This is a genomic window from Salegentibacter maritimus (assembly GCF_016236975.1).
GTDB lineage: Bacteria > Bacteroidota > Bacteroidia > Flavobacteriales > Flavobacteriaceae > Salegentibacter > Salegentibacter maritimus.
The window spans coordinates 156,573-176,873 of the sequence record NZ_JAEHNY010000010.1; the positions used below are offsets into that span (position 1 = coordinate 156,573).

Consider the following 20,301-nt stretch of genomic DNA (forward strand, 5'->3'; position numbering starts at 1 on the left):
AGTTTTATGTTATTTTTAACAAAACTCTTGTTTCTTTAATGTTAAACGACATTCAATTAAACAGTATTCTTGAAGATTTTGATATTGCTTACTGGAAGATTAATCTTCTGAATAAAGAGGTAAGCTGGTCAGAACATTTTAACACGCTGGTTGGAAAACCGGAACTCTCCGAATCTAATTTTGATTATTTTCTAAAAGAAATTTTACATAGCGACTATCGTTACGATTTCAGAATTTATTTTGAAAAGCTAACCGAAGAGAATGAAGCCTTTAGCATTGAAGTTAAACTAAAACTTAGCAATGGTAAATATCGTTGGTTTGAATGCCGAAACCTTATAAACAAAGACAATAATAGGAAAACCGCTGTGTTGCTGTTTGTAAACATACACCAAAGCAAGCGCGACCAATATACCATTGAAGAAAACTTTTTCTATTACCATGAAACCGCACAAATGACCAATACCGGGGGATGGTATATAGACATCGTAAATCGCAATATTTATTGGGATAATGTTACCAAAAAAATTATTGACTGCCCCCTTGATTATCAGCCCCCCTATGAAGAACATTTTAAGTTCTACGCACCCCAGGAGCATGCAACCGTAATGTCGGCTTTTGAGAAATGCGAGAAATATGGAATTCCGTTTAAACTGGAATTAAAAATGCGAAACCTCTATCATAAGGATTTTTGGATATGCGCCACAGGAAAACCGGTTTATAACGAAGAACAAAAAATCATAGGAATCAGGGGCGTTTTTCAGGACATCAATAAACAAAAGATCAATGAACTTAACTTACAGAATTCCCTGGATATCATAGCCACCCAAAATTCGAGGCTATTTAATTTTGCACATATAGTTTCCCATAGTTTACGCTCCCACAGCAGCAATTTATGCCTTATTGCAGAATTATTAAAAGAAGCGAAAACCGATACCGACAAAGTAGAGTTAATTCCTAATGTGACAGATATTTCAGAAAATCTGGATTCGGCTATAAATCAATTAAATGAAATTGTAAACAAGCAAACACTTTTGCGAAAAGAACGCAGAATTATATCCTTTGAAAAAGCATTAAGTGGGGTAATGGCTTCAACCTCATCTCTAATAAATCGAGAAAATGCAAAAATCGTAGCTGAATTTCACAACCTAAAAGAAATTAGCTATATCCCTGAATATCTTGAAAGTATTTTACTAAATTTAATCACAAATGCTATAAAATATAAACATCCTGGAAGAAAACCGGTGATTTTTATACAAACCTATATGAAAAACGAAACTCCTTTTTTGGAGATTAGTGATAATGGGTTGGGCATTGACCTGGATCGATATGGTGATAAGATGTTTGGGATGTATAAAACCTTTCATGAGAACCTGGATTCGCGAGGTATTGGGCTTTTTATAACTAAAAACCAGGTAGAAACACTTGGCGGTTCAATCTCGGTAACCAGCACTATAGATGTAGGCACTACATTTAAAATTAAGTTTTAACACTAAACACTAATTCTCATGGGGCAAAAAGTAGAATTGGCGTGTATTATTGACGATGACAAAATATACGTAAACCTGGTTAAAAAGATTATTGAGATCAAAAAGCTATCAAATAATCTCCTTATTTTCAAAAATGGCAAAGAGGCTTTAGATCATTTCAAACTTATACTTGAAAATGCCAACGAAGAAATACTACCCGACATCATTTTTCTTGACATTAATATGCCTATAATGGATGGCTGGGAGTTTTTAAATGAATTCATTAAAATCAAGAATATTTTTGACAAAAAAATAACCCTTTATGTAGTAAGCTCTTCTATAGATCCGAGGGATTTGGAACGGGCAAAATCTTTTAACCTGGTTACAGATTATTTAATCAAGCCTATAGAGCTAAAAAAATTCGAGAAAATTTTTCACCGTAACGGCCACGCTGCGGCTTAACTTTATTTTTTTGTTTCTTCTTCTTTTGGAAAAGCACGTTTATTAAAAAGCAGCAGCAATATTACCCCGGCACTAATGGCGGTGTCAGCTATGTTAAATACAGGCTCAAAAAATGTAAAGTAATTTCCTCCCCAAAAAGGAATCCATTCGGGCAGGTTACCCTGCCATAAGGGAAAGTATAGCATATCTACCACCTTTCCATGAAATAAGGTGCCGTAGCCACCCTCTGCCGGCATAAATTCGGCTACCTGACCGTAACTATCGTTAAAGATAATACCATATATAACAGAGTCTATAATATTACCCATAGCCCCTGCAAAAATTAAGGCTATTGCGGTAATTAAAATCCTGGAACCATTTTTTCTAACCGAGTCCCACAACCAATAACCAATACCTACAACGGCCACCAATCTAAAAAGTGTTAGAAAAAGCTTACCATATTCGCCGGGAATTTTTGTCCCCCAGGCCATACCCTCATTTTCTACAAAAAGAATCCTAAACCAATCAAAAACCGGCACTTCCTCGCCAAGCGCAAAATTGGTTTTAATATAAAATTTTGAAATTTGGTCTATTAAAAGTACCAAAACGATTATAATACTCGCTTTTTTTAAGGACATGAACTCTATAAGATTAAATAAAGCCGCTAAAATACTATTTTTATTTAGTTTTTAACCGGTTATAAATCAGCTTACAGAAAACCGATTTATAATTAAATAAAACATCCCCAAGCATAAGCCAAGGGATGCTGTATAATTGCTATGCAAGAAGTTGTTATTTCTGCATATTTTTAGCTTCAATGCTCAAGGTAGCGTGTGGCACCAGCTTTAAACGCTCTTTAGCGATTAATTTTCCGGTTACACGACAAATACCATAGGTTTTATTTTCAATACGATTTAGTGCGTTTTTTAGATCACGAATAAACTTCTCCTGCCTAATAGCCAATTGCGAGTTTGCCTCTTTACTCATGGTCTCACTACCCTCTTCAAAAGCTTTAAAAGTAGGGGCAGTATCATCTGTACCGTTGTTCCCATCATTTTTATAAGCATTTTGATAAATCTCTAACTGTTCCTGTGCTTTGGTAATTTTCCCTTTTATAAGGGCTTTAAACTCCGCTAGCTCAGCGTCGCTATACCGCTCTTTTACTTCAGTTTCCATAATTCTAATGTTTTTTAATCAACATTTTAGTAGTAATGTCATCAAAAGCCACTTCGACTCCCTCGTTTACTACCTCTGCAAATTCGAGACTTGCAGTTAATGTCTCATTTTTGATATAGGTTATATTTTGGTTAACGGCATTCTCGACTATACCGTCTCTTTGTAGGGTCACTTCAATAGTATCTGTTACCTCAAATCCAGAATCCTTTCTTATATTCTGTATCCTGTTCACCAATTCCCTGGCAATACCTTCCATTTTTAATTCTTCAGAAATACTAACGTCTAAAGCTACAGTAATATTACCACTACTTGCAACTAACCAACCTTCAATATCCTGGGAAGTAATCTCTACTTCTTCTGTAGCTAATTTAATCATTTCTCCGTTAAGATTTACAGCAATCTCCCCTTCTCGCTCTATGGTTGCAATATCTTCAGATGTTAAATTATTTATCTCATTGACTATCAGCTTCATATCCTTACCAAACCTCGGGCCAAGCACTTTAAAATTTGGTTTTATCTGCTTAATTAATAGCCCTGAAGCATCGTCTATAAGCTGCAACTCTTTTACATTAACCTCAGATTTTATCAAATCTTCAACTGCCTGAATTTCTTCACGTTGCTGTTCGTCAAGCACCGGTATCATTACCCTTTGAAGCGGTTGGCGTACTTTTATCATCTCCTTTTTTCTAAGCGAAAGCACCAGGGATGAAATAGTTTGCGCCTTCTCCATTTTGCGCTCTAAAGATTTATCAACAAACTTATTATCATACTTTGAAAACTCAGCCAAATGTACCGATTCAAAGTTCTCTTTATGTGTACTATTGTTTAAGTCTTTGTAAAGTCTGTCCATAAAGAAAGGAGCCACAGGTGCACTTAGTTTCGCTACTTCAATTAAACAGGTATATAAGGTTTGATATGCCGAAATTTTATCTTGCTGATAATCTCCTTTCCAGAACCTTCTTCTACTTAAGCGCACAAACCAATTACTAAGGTTTTCCTGTACAAATTCTGAAATTGCCCGGGTAGCCCGGGTAGGTTCATAATCGGCATAAAATTTATCTACCTTCTCAATAAGCGTATGTAACTCTGAAAGAATCCAGCGGTCTATCTCGGGCCTTTCTGCCAAAGGCACATCTTCTTCTTTATAGGTAAAGCCATCAATATTGGCATATAGAGTAAAAAATGAATAGGTGTTATAGAGCGTACCGAAGAATTTACGTCGCACCTCAGCAATTCCTTCAATATCAAACTTTAAATTATCCCAGGGATTAGCATTAGAGATCATATACCACCGGGTGGCATCTGGCCCGTATGCGGCAAGCGTCTCAAAAGGATCTGCTGCATTTCCTAGACGTTTAGACATTTTTTGTCCGTTTTTATCTAAGACAAGTCCGTTAGAAACTACGTTTTTATAGGCTACATCATCAAAAATCATGGTAGCAATTGTGTGTAGGGTATAAAACCATCCGCGGGTTTGGTCTACCCCTTCTGCTATAAAATCGGCCTGGCGGTCTCCTGCTTCTACTTTTTCTTTATTCTCAAACGGGTAATGCCATTGTGCATAGGGCATAGAACCAGAATCAAACCAAACATCTATCAAATCGGCCTCACGTTTCATTGGTTTCCCCGAGTCTGAAACTAACGTAATTTGGTCTACTACATTCTTGTGAAGATCTACCAAATCGTAGTTTTCTTCACTCATATTTCCGGGCTCAAAGCCTTCAAAAATATCCTTCTCCATCAATCCGGCTGCTACAGCCTTTGTCATTTCTTCTTTCAATTCGGCAATAGACCCAATAATCTTTTCTTCGTCACCTTCTTCGGTCCTCCAAATTGGCAAAGGTATTCCCCAGTAACGACTTCTGGACAAATTCCAGTCGTTCGCATTGGCCAACCAGTTGCCAAACCTACCTTCGCCGGTAGATTTTGGTTTCCAGTTTATACCCGTGTTAAGTTCGTGCATGCGATCCTTAAATTCTGTTACTTTTATAAACCAGGAATCTAAAGGATAATAAAGTATAGGCTTATCGGTTCTCCAGCAATTTGGATAGCTGTGAACGTATTTTTCTACTTTAAAAGCACGATTTTCTTCTTTCAGTTTAATAGCAAGTTCAACGTCTACAGATTTCTCCGGAGCCTGCCCTTCGTCATAATATTCGTTCTTTACGTACTTACCAGCAAATTCGCCCATTTCGGGCCTAAATTTACCCTGAAGATCTACCAGGGGAACCAGGTTTCCATGCTCATCTTTTACCAATAATGGCGGAACCTGCGGACTAGCCTGCCTGGCCACCAGAGCATCGTCTGCACCAAAAGTTGGCGCAGTATGTACTATTCCGGTACCATCTTCTGTAGTCACAAAATCCCCCGAAATAACGCGGAAAGCATTTTCTGGATTTTCTGAGGGCAAAGCATACGGCAATAACTGCTCGTATTTTATCCCTACAAGATCTTTTCCTAAAATAGTTTCCCCGATTAAAAACGGTATTTTTTTATCGCCTTCGGTATAGGCTTTTAGCTCTTCTTCGGTTTCAACTTCTTTAAATTTCTTATCGAATTGAGCCTTTGCCAGTGCCTTCGCAACCAAAATGGTTATTGGCTTAAAAGTGTACTGGTTATAGGTTTTTACTGAAACATATTCAATTTTAGGGCCTACGGTTAATGCCGTGTTAGACGGTAGAGTCCAGGGTGTGGTAGTCCAGGCTATTAAAAATGCTTCTTCCAGTTCTTTTTTTACGGCAGCTTTAGAGGCATCTGTAATTTTAAACATGGCAGTTACCGTAGTATCGGTCACATCCTGGTAAGTCCCGGGCTGATTAAGCTCGTGAGAACTTAAGCCAGTTCCTGCTTTTGGTGAATATGGCTGTATGGTGTAGCCCTTGTAAATAAGGTCTTTCTTATAAATTTCGGAAAGCAGCCACCAAACTGTTTCCATATATTTAGATTTGTAGGTAATGTATGGGTCGTCCATATCTACCCAATATCCTATTTTTTCGGTAAGATCGTTCCATACATCGGTGTAACGCATTACCGCATTTTTACAGGCATCATTATACTTTTCTACAGAAATCTTGGTACCAATATCTTCTTTGGTAATACCTAATTCCTTTTCAACCCCAAGTTCTATAGGCAAACCATGGGTATCCCAACCGGCTTTACGTTTTACCTGAAAGCCCTTTTGAGTTTTATATCGGCAAAAAATATCCTTAATAGCTCGCGCCATTACATGGTGAATTCCCGGAAGTCCATTTGCCGAAGGCGGCCCTTCAAAAAACACAAACGGCTCTTTGCCTTCCCGAGTAGAAACACTCTTTTCAAAAATATCGTTTTCCTTCCAGTAACTTAAAATTTCTTCTGCTACTTTAGGTAAGTCAAGTCCTTTATATTCAGGGAACTTATTGCTCATTTTTTCAAAATTTCCAATGAATCGCGAAAATAATCAATTTTAAGAAAAGAGTAGGTCAGAAAAACGGAAAAAGCTAACTCAAAAGAAAAGCATTTTTTAAACTGGCCTACAGATTTTTAAAAATTTTAGGGTTTAAAGAAACAGTTTCTAAAAACTATACCTCAGCGATAAAACTAAATTTCTACCTGCTGCGGCAATTCCCGAAGAATAGGTGCGGTAGCGTTGGTTGGTAATGTTCTCCAGGGAAGCGGTTGCCAGCAATTTTTTACTAAACTCGTATTGGCCGGTAAAATTAAGACTATACCAGGAAGGCGAATAAGGATTTCCATTATCATCTATGGCATATAAATAGGTTTTTCCCTGTTCGGAAGGAGCCAGATCTTCATAGTCAAACTGCCCATTGTATTCAGCAAAAAGATCGAATTTCAGCTTTTTTTTATGCCAAATCAAATGGGTATTTCCAAAGATAGGAGCTGCATGGCGTAAGGCCGCGGTAGAACCATCTTCCTGTTCTTCCTTACCTTCGGTTAGGCTAATTTGAGAGGTTAATCGCAAAGCCACAGAAAAATCTATCTCTACCCCGGTTTCAAAACCGTACACAAAGGCTTTCGAAGCATTTTGAATAGCCTGTACGCGACTTGGCTCTCCCTGGTAGTCAATTTCAGTTTCTCCATTTAGATTAAAATCCCTGCGCACCATGGCATCATTCAAATAGGTATAAAATGCAGTAGCAATAAAACTGATATTTTCTGCCGGCTTCCAGTCAAAACCAAGTTCACTGCTGTAAGCGTATTCTGGTTTTAAATCTGGATTTGGCACTACCACTGCACCAGGTTCAGAATCAAAAATTTTCCCTACATCATCTATATTAGGCGCCCTAAAAGCGGTAGAGAGATTTAACCGCCAGCCGATGAACCTATTTTGTTGCCAGTTAATTCCCGCGCTTCCGGTTAAAGCTCCGGTATTAATATTGGCTTTCTTAAATGGAAAATCGTATAAATTCTCATCAAAATCGGCATTTACCAGAATATGATTATATCGAAGCCCCGATTGAAAAGAAAGGTCTTCCTGAATTTTCCATTGATAAGTAGTGTAAGCAGCTATAGACTGCCAGGTGGCATCATCGGGGTATCGGGAAGCGGTAACTTGCTCTTCATCTGTTAAAATATTTTCAGCAAAACCTGTGGAGTTCACCTTATTAAAAACATATTCTGCCCCGTAAAACAAACGGCTATCGCTAAAGGTCTTTTCAAAATCTAAATTAAGCGAATAGGCATCTACATTTTCTGTAGTGTTGTACAACCAATCTTCGCCAAAATCGCGATTATGTCGACTTTCTTCAAAAAACTGGTAAGCTGCGGTCATTTGGGCTTTATCATATAATGCCCCATCTCCTTTTTTATTGATTTTAAAATTCCCCATAAACCATTCTTGTGGCCCATAGTACCACTGCGCACTGCGCAATGCGCCATCCCGCTTTCTATAAAGTCGGTCGAATCTTGGGAAATTAGAAGTGGCAGAATAGATAAGCCCTAAATTAAGGTCCCAATCTTTATGAGGCATAAATTTCACCTTTTGTAGCAGGTTTATTTGCTCATAACCCGTAGGCTTCTGCACTCTGGGATCGTCATTTGAAATTGCCACATCTTGCCCATCTCTTCGTACAACATATTCGTTGCGCAAATATTCATCAGGACCGTGTGCCCCCATTTTTAAATCATCGAAATCTGAAAAACTAACACTGCTTAAAAATGCCCAGTTCTCACGACCAATATTCACATCGGCGTGAATAGTTTTTTCGTTGTTGGCAGTAGCGTATCGAGCGTATGCGCTACCTGATACGGAAGTATCATCGCCAAATGAAAATCTTGGTTTTAAGGTATAAAAATTCATCACCCCACCTATGGCATCACTACCATAAACTACCGATCCCGGCCCGAGGATCACCTCGGTATCTCCTATGGCTAAAGGATCTATTGATATAATATTTTGAAGGTTTCCGCTTCTAAAAATTGCGGTATTCATACGAACGCCATCTACTGTTATTAAAAGCCTATTAGTAGCAAAACCACGAATCATTGGGCTCCCACCACCCAACTGACTTTTTTGAACAAAAACCTGCCCGCTGCTTTCCAAAAGATCGGCCGATGTTTGTGGACTGGCCATAATAATATCCTTTGCTGAAAGACTAAGGATCTTCTGCGGAACCTCATCTTTGTCCATTTCAAATTTTGCCACCGAAAGCACTACTTGCTCCAGCTCGTTACCGTCATTTTTTAAATAAACCTTGTTTTTATCCTGTAATATTTGAGATTTTCTAATACTGTGCTCCCCGAAGTTAACGTGCTTAAAATGAATAAGCTCCTCCCTATCAAATATTGAAATATTAGCGATCCCCTTAAAATTGGTGAGGGCACTTTTAGACTTATTGGTATTGTACAAAGCCACACCTGCCAGTGGCTCATGAGTTTCTTCATCTAAAACCTGCACCTGCTGCGCATAGCTACTTTGAAGCATAAAAAAAAGGAGAATTACTCCTAGAATTGAATTTTGCATTTAGCTAAAAATTTCATTGAGAACGGCAAGCGATTTTGGTTTCTTAAATCCTTCTATGTGCAACCCGTAATACAAAAGTAGCATATTTAGGAAGTTTGCCCTGGTTTGTTGATTCAATTTCAAAGTATTTAAGTCATCAAAATGTATGCCTAACAACTGCCTTAAAACCGCTACATTTTGGCCATCTATACAATAATTATTTACGCTATTCCACTCAAAAACCCCCTCCAAAAGATTAAAATAATCGAGTTCCCTGGCATCGGCATCGGGATAAAAACCAAGGTATCGCGTAAGGTTTAAAAGAAAAAGGAGATGAAAGTTAGCTATTTGGTCATGCAAATCCAACCACATCAAAGAAGTCTCCAGATACTCAAATAATTCGCGGTTGGCTTCTTCTTCACGAATGGCATTTTTTAAGACTTCGGCCAAAAACATAAGCATAGCACCCTTTACCATATTGGTATGCAAGCTTGTATAAGTGTGCTTAACTTTGGCTTCTTTAAGATATTCCATCTTCCCCTGATTGCGATGCCTGGCCACAATTTCCAATTGGGTGAGCAGTTGAAATTGCGAAGCTTTAAATTTGCCTTTTTTAGATTTAAGCACGCCTTTTAGCATATAGGTTTTTAAACCATCGCTATACGTATAGGCTTTCACAATTAAATCGGCCTCGCCATATTTTAAGGCACTAATTATAATTGCCGGGGTAGTAACAAGCATTTTTAAAAAATTTATGCTTTTCGAAGATAAATAAAAGAGGTTGCCTGAAAAGGTTTTAAAACCATCATCTTGAATTTATTTCAAGATCTAACGTGTTGGTAATTAAGAGTATGTTAGAAGCTGAAACAAGTTCAGCTTGACGAGAATAGACTTTCCAGACAGCCTCTTTTTATACTTTTAATAAGCGTGATTTACACTACGCCCTGAGCGAGCATAGCATCGGCCACTTTTACAAAACCAGCAATATTAGCGCCTTTTACATAGTCTATATAACCGTCTTCTTCTGTTCCAAATTCTACACAACGCTCGTGAATATTGTTCATAATCTCGTGGAGCTTTTCATCTACTTCTTCTGAAGTCCAATTGTAGCGTATTGCATTTTGGCTCATTTCCAATCCTGAAGTAGCAACCCCACCGGCATTAGAAGCTTTACCCGGGGCGAAAAGGATTTTGGCGTTTTTAAACACTTCTACGGCTTCGGGCGTACAGGGCATATTGGCTCCTTCACCAATACAAATACAACCATTGGCTACCAATTTCTTTGCATCTGCTTCTTCCAGTTCGTTTTGCGTTGCACAAGGAAGTGCTACATCACAGGAAACTTCCCACGGAGTTTTACCTTCAAGATATTCTGCAGAAGGATACTCCTTTACATATTCGCTAATTCTACCACGTCTTTCATTTTTAAGCTCCATAACAAACTGAAGCTTCTCTTTATCTATGCCATCTTTATCATACACATATCCACCAGAATCACTAAGGGTCACTACTTTCCCACCAAATTCAAGGGCTTTTTCGGCGGCATATTGAGCTACGTTACCAGAACCCGATATTACAACGGTCTTATCTTTAAAAGACTCTCCTTTTGTACTAAGCATATTTTGTGCAAAATACACATTCCCGTAACCTGTAGCTTCAGGACGAATAAGAGAACCACCATAAGAAAGCCCTTTTCCGGTTAAGATTCCGGTAAATTCATTTTGTAGCCTTTTATATTGCCCAAACATATATCCTACTTCCCGTGCACCAACGCCAATATCACCAGCAGGAACATCGGTATCGGCACCAATATGGCGATAGAGCTCTGTGATAAAACTTTGGCAAAAACGCATCACTTCATTATCTGATTTTCCTTTAGGGTCGAAATCAGATCCACCTTTTCCACCACCAAGGGGCAATGTGGTTAAACTATTTTTAAATACCTGCTCGAAAGCTAGAAATTTAAGTATACTTAGATTTACCGAAGGATGAAAACGCAGCCCTCCTTTGTAGGGCCCTATGGCTGAATTCATTTGAATCCTAAAGCCACGATTTACCTGAATATTACCCTCATCATCTAACCAGGTAACCCTAAACATAATAACTCGTTCCGGTTCTACCATGCGTTCCAGCAATTGCTTGTTTTGATACTTTTTATTCTTTTCTATAAAAGGAATGATAGTTTCAGCAACCTCGTGCACTGCCTGCAAGAATTCCGGTTCATTTTGATTTCTTTCCGATACTTTATCGAGAAAATCTTTTATATTTTGTTCCATACTGTGTAATAGTTCAAATAATTTATAAAAAAACTGTGTTTAGTCTGCAAATATATAGGTTATCTAAAACCTGACCTCAAATTTTCATCTTTTCAAACCATATTAACGGCCTTAATGTAGCAAATTAGAAACAGAATATATTATAATTTTTCTTAATGTAGTTTTTATATATTTGTTATTCGTCCAAGCCTGAGGTAATGTTCAATTACAAAAAATTTTTAACTTTTAGTGTTTTTTTATTCCTCTTTCAGGTGAAGGGATTTTCCCAATTTGGAATTGCGCACGAAATTGCCGTTAAGGCAGGTCCGGCTTCATTTTTTACAGATTACGGTGAACGCTGGAACGTAAGAAACAACCTGAATAACGCGGGCTACGGAATAGGAATTTCCCATTATATAAATTTTGCTTATAAAACCGATTGCCATTATTCGCAAACGGCCTCCTTTTTTATCAACCATTTTAGAATTAGAAATGAATTGGATTACTTTTATTCTAAACTGGAGCATTTTGGCCCCGTAGCCAGTAAACCATCAAGGGGAGGTGAATTGTTGCGAGCTATGCACGGAGAAAGTGAGATTATTGAAGGTGGGATCCACCTGGAATACCATCCCTTTAGAATTCGGGATTTCACCCATTCGGGATATATGTTTTCACCCTACATAAGCCTGGGAGGACATTTTGTATCTTATAAAGCAGATGCCTATTCTGATTTAGGCCCACTAACCGACCCCAACAACGTATTTCCAACTTTTATTGGTGGAATGAATTTTGACCGCGGCACCACCTATTCTATCGTAGCCGGCCTTGGAGTTCGCTATCGATTGGGATTTAGGCACGACCTTTTACTGGAAGCCCGGGGACAATATTACGGAAGCGATTGGATTGACGGACTAAACATTAATGCTCCTCAAAATAAGTTTAACGACTATATTCTTTGGATTAATGTAGGCTATGTTTATTATATTAATTTTCAATAGTTGATGAAGTTATAATTTTACCTCCCAAATCTTTTAATGCTGCTTTTGCTTTTTCAAAGTCTTCCGTATTTAGCGCTCTCGTAGCATCTTCTATAATAGTAGCTTTAAAACCTTCTTTTATAGCATCTTTAGCAGTAAAATACACACAAATTTCGGCGGCAAGCCCACAGAAATAGAGATCTTTTGCATTTTTCTCTTTTAAATAGCCGGAAAGCCCCGTAGATTTTAAATGCCTGTTATCATAAAATGCGCTATAACTGTCTATTTCTAAACTTGTTCCTTTTCTAAAAATAGCTTCAATTTTAGCCGTTTGTAAATCTTTATGAAATTCGGCTCCCCCGGTATTTTGTATACAATGGTCTGGCCACATCACTTGTGGAGTTCCATGAAGGTCTATGGTTTCAAACTCATTTCTCCCATTATGACTGCTGGCAAAACTGGCGTGCCCTTTTGGGTGCCAATCCTGGGAGACAATTACCAGGTCAAATTTTTCCTGAAGTTTATTTATGATAGGTATAATTTCATCTCCCCCCGGAACCGGAAGGGAACCGCCGGGCATAAAATCGTTTTGCGGATCTACAATAATTAGTGTTTTCATGTATACTATTTTTGGTAAGCAGCAATCAATTTATCACGTTCCTCTTTTAAGGCTTCACTAATCCCTACCTTATAAATATGCGGATTATTGAATCGTTTATATTCTATAGAAAGCTCTGCCAGCCTTCTTTTACTATACTCAGCAATTTCCTGAAGCGTTTTAGGTGTTAATTTGTTCTTTCCTTTTTCCATTACCGGCTTAAGTAGCGGTTCTTTTTGTAAGCCCCCCACCTTCATTTGCTTATAAGGCTCAAAAGGGTGGATCATATTTTCAATCTCCTCCTCTTCAAAAAGGCTCACCAGGTCTGCACCCACGCAATTCCCTTCAGAATCCCTTAAGCGATACACTTGTTTTTTATGCGGAAGCGTAACCTTGGCAATGCTCTCTGATATTTTAATTCTTGGTTTTCCGTGGGAGTAGGCCAATTTATAAACCCCGTCTAAGGCGGCATCGGGGCTGCCAATAACGAGGTTGGTGCCCACTCCAAAAACATCTATCTGGGCTCCTTGTTCCAGCAAGCTTTTTATAACATTCTCGTCTAGCTGATTAGAAGCCGCTATTTTCACATAATCCAATCCAGCAGCATCCAGCATTTTTCTACTTTGTTTAGAAAAATAAGCCAGGTCTCCGCTATCAAGCCTAATGGCCATTAATTTTTCACCGCGTGCTTCCATTTCTTTGGCAACTTTAATAGCATTTGGCACACCACTTTTAAGTGTATCGTAAGTATCTACCAGCAAAACACAATCTTTTGGCCTGCCCTGGGCGAAATCCCTAAACGCAGTGATTTCATCGTCATAACTCTGAATAAAAGAATGCGCCATAGTTCCTGAAACCGGAATATTAAAATCCCTGCCGGCCACCACATTGCTTGTGCCATTAAAACCACCAACCATAGCTGCACGGGTTGCATAATATCCACCCGGCCCCTGGGCTCTTCTTAAACCAAAATCCAATAAGCTGCGTTCTCCCGAAACCAATTTAATTCTGCTGGCTTTGGTTGCAATTAAGGTTTGAAAATTCAGCAAATTCAGTAAAATGGTTTCAACGATTTGAGCTTCTATAATATTGGCTTCCACCTGTAGGATTGGGCGGGTTTGAAAAACCACATCTCCCTCCTGAACAGCGTAAATATTTCCGTGGAACTTAAAATTTTTCAGGTATTCCAGGAAATCATCATCAAAATCCTGTTTTTTCAGGTAAGCAAGGTCCTTATCGTTAAATTTTAAGTTTTCAATAATTTCCAGTAGGTCCTGAAGCCCGGCAAAAATAGCGTAACCACCCTGATAGGGAAGTTTCCTAAAATAATAATCGAATATAGCGGTGTGGTTCTTTTGGCCTTTTTTAAAATATACCTGTGCCATTGCCAGTTGATACTGGTCGGTATAGGTAGCTGAAAAATCTAGCATAGCTTTTAGTTGGTTTAGACTTTATGAAGCAACGCACTAAATTTTAAAATTTACGCTGCTCTACCCTACAAATTTAAGCTTTTACAAAACTCTAGCTTTGTAATTTTAGGTAAATTACCTCGTGGCAAGCCAACAAAGTATTAATTGGAAAAGTTTTTTTTGCTTTCGAAGCAAGCCTGGGAATTCCGATAGTTATCGGGATAAATTTCGATTATCGCGTAAAGCTTTTAAAAGAAGTGGTTAATTTTACCCTATGGATCACAAAATCAAGATTTTTAAAGAAGTGGTACTTACCAAAAGTTTTACCAAAGCTGCAAAAAACCTGTATATGTCGCAGCCGGCAGTTTCTAAAACCATAAAAAACCTGGAAGAAGAATACGGAAAAGCCTTCTTTTTAAGGGAGGGAAACAGTATCGCTTTAACCCATGAAGGCGAAAGGTTTTTAAATTATGCTGAAAGTCTATTGGATATTTATACTAAAATGGAACACGAATTTTCTTCAGAAAATCCAGCCTTCCCTGATAGTATTAAAATTGGCGCCAGCACCACTATTGCACAGTATGTAATCCCCAAAATAGCAGCTTTGCTTCAAAATACACATAAAGACTTAAGTTTTCAACTAATTTCGGGAAACACGGGCTATATTCAGCAACTTATTTTAAATGGGCAGTTAGATTTTGGTATTATTGAAGGCGAAAATCAAAATACCCGGTTAAGTTATGAGCCTTTTGTAAAAGATGAACTTGTTTTGGTGACAAGTACCAAAAATAAGGCAAGCCAAGAAGAAATTAGGCTAGACCAATTTGGGGACCTGGATTTTGTAGAACGCGAGAGTGGCTCCGGAACCCGCGAAGTAATTGCCAATGCCTTAAAAAAACAGGGTATTCCAGAGCTAAAAGTAAAAACCACGTTGGGCAGTACAGAAAGCATCAAAGCTTATTTACGGTACTCCAATCACTTTGCCTTCCTTTCTATTCACGCCATAAACCAGGAGATTTTAGACGGCCACCTAAAGGTTGTAGAAGTGCCTGAACTTTCTATAACACGTTGGTTTTATTTTGTAAAAAGACAGGGCTTTCAATCGAGGCTAAACCAAAAACTGGAAAATATTTTTGTTGAAGGTTATAATAAAAACGAATAGCCCATTACTTTTTGCTTTGCTTGGTTACTTAGTATTCTCGCGTTCTTTGTAGCATCTAACTAAGATGTTATGAAGGCTAATAAAACTAAAACAGGAATATTTATAGTATTAATAGCTGTATGTTTCAGCGGACTCATAAGTGGCGCTATAGCTTTGGTATTAGGATTTTTATTTACTGTATTTGCCGGGCAGCTCTTTCCTAATTTCACCCATAAAAGTATCCAGTTTTTATTAAAAATTTCGGTAGTGGGACTTGGTTTTGGGATGTATATCACCGAAACTTTACAAATAGGGAAAGAAGGTTTAAACATTACTTTATTTACCATTGCTGCCACCCTGATTTTGGGGTGGCTTTTAGCAAAAATCTTAAAAATAGACGTGCGTTTAGGGCATCTTATTTCTTCGGGCACTTCTATTTGTGGCGGTAGTGCCATAGCGGCCATTTCACCAGTAATAAATGCAAAACCTAAAACTATTTCTGTTTCCCTGGGAGTTGTTTTTTTACTTAATTCGGTAGCCTTATTTATTTTTCCGGGAATTGGTCACTTTTTTAATATGAGTCAACATCAATTTGGCCTTTGGACGGCTATTGCCATTCACGATACCAGCTCTGTGGTAGGCGCTGCTTTGGCCTATGGTGAGGAAGCACTACGGGTAGCAACCACTGTTAAGCTGGCCCGTACACTTTGGATTATTCCGGTTTCTTTAATCTCTATGTTCTTATTTAAAACAAAAGACGGTAAGATTAAAATCCCCATGTTTATTCTTTTCTTTATCCTTGCTATTGCAATAAACAGCTACTTTAATTTACCTGCTGAACTAACCCAAAGTATCACCGGCATTTCCAAAAGGCTTTTAGTGGCATGCCTGTTTTTGGTGGGTACTACCCTATCTCTAAAAGACATAAAACAAACAGGATTTAGACCCTTTGTATTAGGTATTAGCCTTTGGGTATTTATTTCTATAAGCTCACTGCTTGTTATTCTTGGTTGAAACCTATTGATTATGAAGCCTATTTAATCTAAAAACCACGCTAAATTCAATAGTTAATAATAAATATTCTAATTAACATAGGCAACAAACCGCTTAAACAGGCTTTTACAATCGCGAAATCAGTACTAGCTTACAAGGTTTTCTAATCTAAAATGGGATAATTTATTTGGGAGTTAACTTAGTTCTTTGTTAGTAGCCGTGCCTTTAATTTGTTTTAATATCAATTAAATAAGGCGTTATTGGAATTCCATTTTCATCTCGAAAACTATTAGTAAGTATTAATTGATATCTCTTATTCGGCTTTAAACTTACTCTAAAACTTAATGATTTTTGATCTTCTGAGAATCCAAGAAATTCATGGACTCTCAAAACATTTTGTTCTCCTAATGGTCCGTAATCAAATCCCCTAAATCTATTATCCATCTTTGATGAAAAATTGACCGTAATAATATCGATTTCCGAGTCTACATTTTGATTTCCATTTTCAAATTGATCTATAGATTTAATTTTAGGCTTATTTGATTCATATGTAACTCGGTATGCACTTATCAGTTTTGGAAAATACCCTGACTCATTAACGAATCTTTCTAATTTGTTTTGATCATTGTAATCTAATTGAATCATCTCTTTTATTGCTTCCTTTTTATCATCAGAACTTGTATAAAATGCTTCTGCAATGGCATATCCTACATAATATGATAAATCTCTCATTTTAAATGTATTTTCTGCATCATTCCATAACCAATTATTAAAATGAGGACTAAACATTTCTTTCGAAAAAGCCTTTCTAACTTGTTTCATATTTTTCTCTCCAAACGTGATTTGTGGATTAGGCGATTTTATATTTAAAGCCAATGATGCAATAAATTCAGCCACGCCCTCAATAACTGTTTGAGATAATAAATTTTTTCCTATTGTTGTTTTCTGTTGAGTGTGTATATATTCGTGAATATTTAAAAATGACAAATTCTTGTTGGGATTAGTTGCAATATAATCCTTGAAATAATCTAATGTTTCGGGGAACTCTTCTACTACAACCGTAGAATCACTTAATGCCATTTCACTCCCAATTAAAACTTTATTTCCAACAGTTGTTCCGTTTGATCTAAAAACACCAATAGTAAAATAAACTTTTGCTGGCCTAAGTGAAGGATATAAGTTTTTTAACCTGTTAATCCCGATTTCTATTTCATCACTATAGGAATTAATCTGCTGAGTTTGTCTTCTAATTGAAGACCAAAATTTAGGGTAATTCTGAATGGCAAATAGATATTGTTCTGGAGTATATCTTCTTGCGTCAATCATTGCTTGTAACCCTGGAGATCCATTTTCTATAAAGTCCCTCTGGATTATGCTTAACTGATCTAAACTATCATTTGAAGTAACAATTCTATCATAGGCTTCCCAAAAATTCGCAACATCATATTTTACTATATTCTGAGAATTGGTAGATTGAAAGGTGATTATCAATAAAAAGAATATTTTTTTCATAGTTAAATAAGTAAAACTAATACCAGAGTGCCAGCTACACTAATTATAGGAACTAAAGTTCTGAGCTTTTCTCCTGTACCTAAAAAAAATCCTTTTAAGTCTAACATATTAATTCTAATAATCTCCTTAGATTTTTCTTTATTTATTTTATCAATTATTGTGGCTTCGGCAATAAGGTAATCTTCAGTGAAATCTAATAATTTCAGATATGTAATTTTAAAATTTTGGTTTTGGAGTTTTCTTCTGCTGTAGTATAAAACCAACTTTTCATGATTTGGTTCATTTCTACTCTTTTGATGAAATGTTTGAATTTTATTATTTATTTCTATTTTCAAACTATCCATTTTTAATAATGGATCGAAAAACCGATTGGTGATTTTCTTTTCTAAAATTATTTTGTTTCCTGATAAATCATTTAATTTCTGCTCTTCAAATTTAATATAAGTGGCATTTCCAAATCTAATCATTGGAGTAAAAGGCCAAGCTTGACTATACGTGGTTAAACTAAAAAATAGAGTAAATAAAAAACTTAGGTAGATTTTTTTCATTATTTGAATAGCTAGCAAAGGTTTCATTTATCGCAAGTTTACGGAATTTAGCACATGGAGTTGTCAGTTTGTTAGATTGTTCTTTGAATTTACCAATTTTTTTCAAATACCGCATATTTGCGATGAAGTGGTGTTGGCTTGGGTTAATTACCCAATTTCCATCTTCTTACCGTAGAATTTAGGTTCTACATCAAAAAATATATCTAGAAAAACTTTTGTCCTGGCTAAATATTCTCTCAATTTAACATTCCATCCAAATTTGCCATCTAAATCTTTTGCGTTATAACCGATAGCTTTTACTCCATGTTTTTCTGCTAAGTAGATTGCTCTTTCATTATGAAATTGTTGTGATATAATGGTGAAATTATCTTGTCCGAAGATCTCTTTTGCTCGCACAATAGAATCTAATGTTCTAAAACCAGCATAGTCTAAGTAAATCCTATTCTCAGGAATTCCTCTTTTTATCAGTTCGTTTTTGAAGTCTGTTGGTTCATCGTAATCTTCTGAACCATTATCTCCACTTACTAAAACGTAATCAATTTTTCCAGTTTTAAATAAATCTACCGTAGCATCAATTCTATATTTGAAGTATAAATTTATTCGACCGTCACTTAAATATTTGGAAGTTCCCAATGTAAGCTACCCTTAAAAACGAACTGTTTAAAAGTATAATATATTTTATAACTTTAAACAGTAATTATGAAGAAGAGTAGATATTCACCACAGCAAATCGCAAAGATTTTAAAGGAGTTTGATAACGGAAAAACGGCCGTAGAGATCAGCCGTGAATATGGTATTAGTACAGCTGCATTCTATAAGTGGCGGGAACGTTATGGCGGGATGAACGGCAAAGAGCTGAAGCGCCTGAAGGACCTTGAGGAGGAGAACCGAAGGCTGAAGCAGATGTATGCCAATCTATCCCTGGATCATCAAATAGCCAAAGAAATCATCGAAAAAAAGCTTTAAAGCCCTGCCGTAAAAGAACCATAGCCAAAGAACTTACGCGTTACGGTATTAGCAGGGCGTGCCGTGTTTTAAATATGAGCAAAAGCGTTTTTTATTACAGGCCAATTCCAAAGGATGATACTGCTATCGAAGAAGCTCTACAACAGAAAGCTAAAGAACATAGCGAAGAAGGCTTCTGGATGGCTTACGATCGTCTAAGGAGTGAAGGCAAGCCCTGGAACCATAAACGGGTGTACAGGGTCTATAAAAAACTTGGTTTAAATTTGAGACGAAAGGTAAAAAAGCGTTTACCTGCCAGGGTTAAAGAACCCCTGGAGGCTCCCATAGCTCCTAATCGTTGCTGGAGTATTGATTTTGTGACCGATGTCCTAGAAAATAAAAGACGCTTCCGTGGCTTAACCGTAATTGATGATTACAACCGAGAAGCATTGCATATAGAAATTGATTTTTCACTGCCTAGCAAACGTGTCGTCTGGGTATTGAACCATTTGATTAATCGCAGGGGAAAACCCAAAAAAATAAGAATGGATAATGGTCCTGAATTTGTTGCTAAGATCGCTTCAGAATGGAGCCAGATGCAAGAAATCGACTTTCAGTATATTCAACCTGGGAAACCAACCCAGAATGCTTTTATAGAGAGATTCAATGGAACATATCGAAGAGGCGTTCTCAATAAGTACCTCTTTGAAGATCTAAATCAGGTAAGGGAACAAACCGAGACCTGGATGGAAGATTACAACAATGTAAGACCACATAATGCACTGGGAAAAATGGCCCCCGTAGCATACGCAAAAACTCATTCTCCTGTCGGTACCGACAGGAGAATGAAAAATGATATTTTTGGACAATCAAGCAGTTCTAATTAGGGGAAGCTTACA

17 protein-coding genes are annotated in these 20,301 nt (G+C 37.2%); 6 read left to right on the forward strand and 11 right to left on the reverse strand.

The features are described 5' to 3' along the window. The first annotated feature begins 38 nt into the window (after positions 1 to 38). Positions 39 to 1,487 (forward strand): sensor histidine kinase, encoded by a 1,449-nt coding sequence (locus I6U50_RS12135; RefSeq protein WP_198628052.1) that lies wholly within the window; start codon positions 39 to 41, stop codon positions 1,485 to 1,487. Between the two features lie 18 nt (positions 1,488 to 1,505). Then, positions 1,506 to 1,928, forward strand: a complete 423-nt coding sequence (locus I6U50_RS12140; protein ID WP_193710044.1) for a response regulator — start codon at positions 1,506 to 1,508, stop codon at positions 1,926 to 1,928. A gap of 2 nt (positions 1,929 to 1,930) precedes the next feature. On the opposite strand, the gene I6U50_RS12145 is transcribed toward I6U50_RS12140, so the two are convergent. From I6U50_RS12145 to gdhA, 6 genes are all read right to left on the reverse strand, one after another. Beyond that, a complete protein-coding gene (locus tag I6U50_RS12145; protein ID WP_193710043.1) occupies positions 1,931 to 2,545 on the reverse strand; it encodes a lipoprotein signal peptidase in 615 nt (204 codons plus the stop codon). A gap of 154 nt (positions 2,546 to 2,699) precedes the next feature. Further along, positions 2,700 to 3,083, reverse strand: coding sequence for a TraR/DksA family transcriptional regulator (locus tag I6U50_RS12150; protein ID WP_193710042.1), 384 nt, complete (start codon positions 3,081 to 3,083; stop codon positions 2,700 to 2,702). A 4-nt stretch (positions 3,084 to 3,087) separates the two neighbouring features. Next, positions 3,088 to 6,489, reverse strand: coding sequence for an isoleucine--tRNA ligase (gene ileS, locus I6U50_RS12155; protein WP_198639014.1), 3,402 nt, complete (start codon positions 6,487 to 6,489; stop codon positions 3,088 to 3,090). A 147-nt stretch (positions 6,490 to 6,636) separates the two neighbouring features. After that, a complete protein-coding gene (locus I6U50_RS12160; protein WP_198639015.1) occupies positions 6,637 to 9,045 on the reverse strand; it encodes a TonB-dependent receptor in 2,409 nt (802 codons plus the stop codon). Further along, positions 9,046 to 9,765 (reverse strand): DNA repair protein RecO, encoded by a 720-nt coding sequence (gene recO / locus I6U50_RS12165; protein ID WP_198639016.1) that lies wholly within the window; start codon positions 9,763 to 9,765, stop codon positions 9,046 to 9,048. Positions 9,766 to 9,956: 191 nt separating this feature from the next. Then, on the reverse strand, positions 9,957 to 11,300 hold the full coding sequence (gene gdhA / locus I6U50_RS12170) for an NADP-specific glutamate dehydrogenase (protein ID WP_198639017.1): 1,344 nt from the start codon (positions 11,298 to 11,300) through the stop codon (positions 9,957 to 9,959). 197 nt (positions 11,301 to 11,497) lie between these two features. Between gdhA and I6U50_RS12175 the strand changes: the two genes are divergently transcribed. Further along, positions 11,498 to 12,277 (forward strand): THC0290_0291 family protein, encoded by a 780-nt coding sequence (locus I6U50_RS12175; protein WP_193710036.1) that lies wholly within the window; start codon positions 11,498 to 11,500, stop codon positions 12,275 to 12,277. On the opposite strand, the gene pncA is transcribed toward I6U50_RS12175, so the two are convergent. Then, positions 12,264 to 12,875 (reverse strand): bifunctional nicotinamidase/pyrazinamidase, encoded by a 612-nt coding sequence (gene pncA / locus I6U50_RS12180; protein ID WP_198639018.1) that lies wholly within the window; start codon positions 12,873 to 12,875, stop codon positions 12,264 to 12,266. The two genes, I6U50_RS12175 and pncA, sit on opposite strands and share 14 nt — an antisense overlap. A gap of 5 nt (positions 12,876 to 12,880) precedes the next feature. Then, entirely contained in the window at positions 12,881 to 14,284 is a 1,404-nt protein-coding gene (locus tag I6U50_RS12185; protein WP_198639019.1) for a nicotinate phosphoribosyltransferase, read from the reverse strand. 253 nt (positions 14,285 to 14,537) lie between these two features. Here I6U50_RS12185 and I6U50_RS12190 point away from each other — a divergent pair, with 253 nt between their 5' ends. After that, complete coding sequence (locus I6U50_RS12190) at positions 14,538 to 15,425, forward strand: LysR family transcriptional regulator (RefSeq protein ID WP_198639020.1); 888 nt, start codon at positions 14,538 to 14,540, stop codon at positions 15,423 to 15,425. 69 nt (positions 15,426 to 15,494) lie between these two features. After that, a complete protein-coding gene (locus tag I6U50_RS12195) occupies positions 15,495 to 16,418 on the forward strand; it encodes a YeiH family protein (protein ID WP_198639021.1) in 924 nt (307 codons plus the stop codon). Positions 16,419 to 16,622: 204 nt separating this feature from the next. On the opposite strand, the gene I6U50_RS12200 is transcribed toward I6U50_RS12195, so the two are convergent. The 3 genes from I6U50_RS12200 to I6U50_RS12210 all read right to left on the reverse strand — a co-directional run bounded on the left by I6U50_RS12200 (position 16,623) and on the right by I6U50_RS12210 (position 19,090). Continuing rightward, positions 16,623 to 17,909: a hypothetical protein gene (locus tag I6U50_RS12200; protein WP_198639022.1), complete on the reverse strand. Its 1,287-nt coding sequence runs from the start codon at positions 17,907 to 17,909 to the stop codon at positions 16,623 to 16,625. 2 nt (positions 17,910 to 17,911) lie between these two features. Next, positions 17,912 to 18,484 (reverse strand): hypothetical protein, encoded by a 573-nt coding sequence (locus tag I6U50_RS12205; protein ID WP_198639023.1) that lies wholly within the window; start codon positions 18,482 to 18,484, stop codon positions 17,912 to 17,914. 120 nt (positions 18,485 to 18,604) lie between these two features. Further along, positions 18,605 to 19,090, reverse strand: coding sequence for a SanA/YdcF family protein (locus tag I6U50_RS12210; protein ID WP_198639024.1), 486 nt, complete (start codon positions 19,088 to 19,090; stop codon positions 18,605 to 18,607). Positions 19,091 to 19,156: 66 nt separating this feature from the next. Between I6U50_RS12210 and I6U50_RS12215 the strand changes: the two genes are divergently transcribed. Further along, positions 19,157 to 20,289 (forward strand): IS3 family transposase gene (locus I6U50_RS12215; protein WP_198639025.1). Its coding sequence is split into 2 segments (ribosomal slippage): positions 19,157 to 19,418 and positions 19,418 to 20,289, totalling 1,134 coding nucleotides; the frame shifts between segments, so codons are not numbered across the junction. Positions 20,290 to 20,301: the final 12 nt, after the last annotated feature.

What these genes read in the sequence shown, in the direction of transcription:
- I6U50_RS12175 (WP_193710036.1), top strand. Translation starts at nt 11,498, where the DNA reads ATGTTCAATTACAAAAAATTTTTAACTTTTAGTGTTTTTTTATTCCTC.
- ileS (WP_198639014.1), bottom strand. Translation starts at nt 6,489, where the DNA reads ATGAGCAATAAGTTCCCTGAATATAAAGGACTTGACTTACCTAAAGTA.
- I6U50_RS12145 (WP_193710043.1), bottom strand. Translation starts at nt 2,545, where the DNA reads ATGTCCTTAAAAAAAGCGAGTATTATAATCGTTTTGGTACTTTTAATA.
- pncA (WP_198639018.1), bottom strand. Translation starts at nt 12,875, where the DNA reads ATGAAAACACTAATTATTGTAGATCCGCAAAACGATTTTATGCCCGGC.
- gdhA (WP_198639017.1), bottom strand. Translation starts at nt 11,300, where the DNA reads ATGGAACAAAATATAAAAGATTTTCTCGATAAAGTATCGGAAAGAAAT.
- I6U50_RS12135 (WP_198628052.1), top strand. Translation starts at nt 39, where the DNA reads ATGTTAAACGACATTCAATTAAACAGTATTCTTGAAGATTTTGATATT.
- I6U50_RS12195 (WP_198639021.1), top strand. Translation starts at nt 15,495, where the DNA reads ATGAAGGCTAATAAAACTAAAACAGGAATATTTATAGTATTAATAGCT.
- I6U50_RS12160 (WP_198639015.1), bottom strand. Translation starts at nt 9,045, where the DNA reads ATGCAAAATTCAATTCTAGGAGTAATTCTCCTTTTTTTTATGCTTCAA.
- I6U50_RS12190 (WP_198639020.1), top strand. Translation starts at nt 14,538, where the DNA reads ATGGATCACAAAATCAAGATTTTTAAAGAAGTGGTACTTACCAAAAGT.
- I6U50_RS12185 (WP_198639019.1), bottom strand. Translation starts at nt 14,284, where the DNA reads ATGCTAGATTTTTCAGCTACCTATACCGACCAGTATCAACTGGCAATG.
- I6U50_RS12205 (WP_198639023.1), bottom strand. Translation starts at nt 18,484, where the DNA reads ATGAAACCTTTGCTAGCTATTCAAATAATGAAAAAAATCTACCTAAGT.
- I6U50_RS12140 (WP_193710044.1), top strand. Translation starts at nt 1,506, where the DNA reads ATGGGGCAAAAAGTAGAATTGGCGTGTATTATTGACGATGACAAAATA.
- I6U50_RS12200 (WP_198639022.1), bottom strand. Translation starts at nt 17,909, where the DNA reads ATGAAAAAAATATTCTTTTTATTGATAATCACCTTTCAATCTACCAAT.
- I6U50_RS12150 (WP_193710042.1), bottom strand. Translation starts at nt 3,083, where the DNA reads ATGGAAACTGAAGTAAAAGAGCGGTATAGCGACGCTGAGCTAGCGGAG.
- recO (WP_198639016.1), bottom strand. Translation starts at nt 9,765, where the DNA reads ATGCTTGTTACTACCCCGGCAATTATAATTAGTGCCTTAAAATATGGC.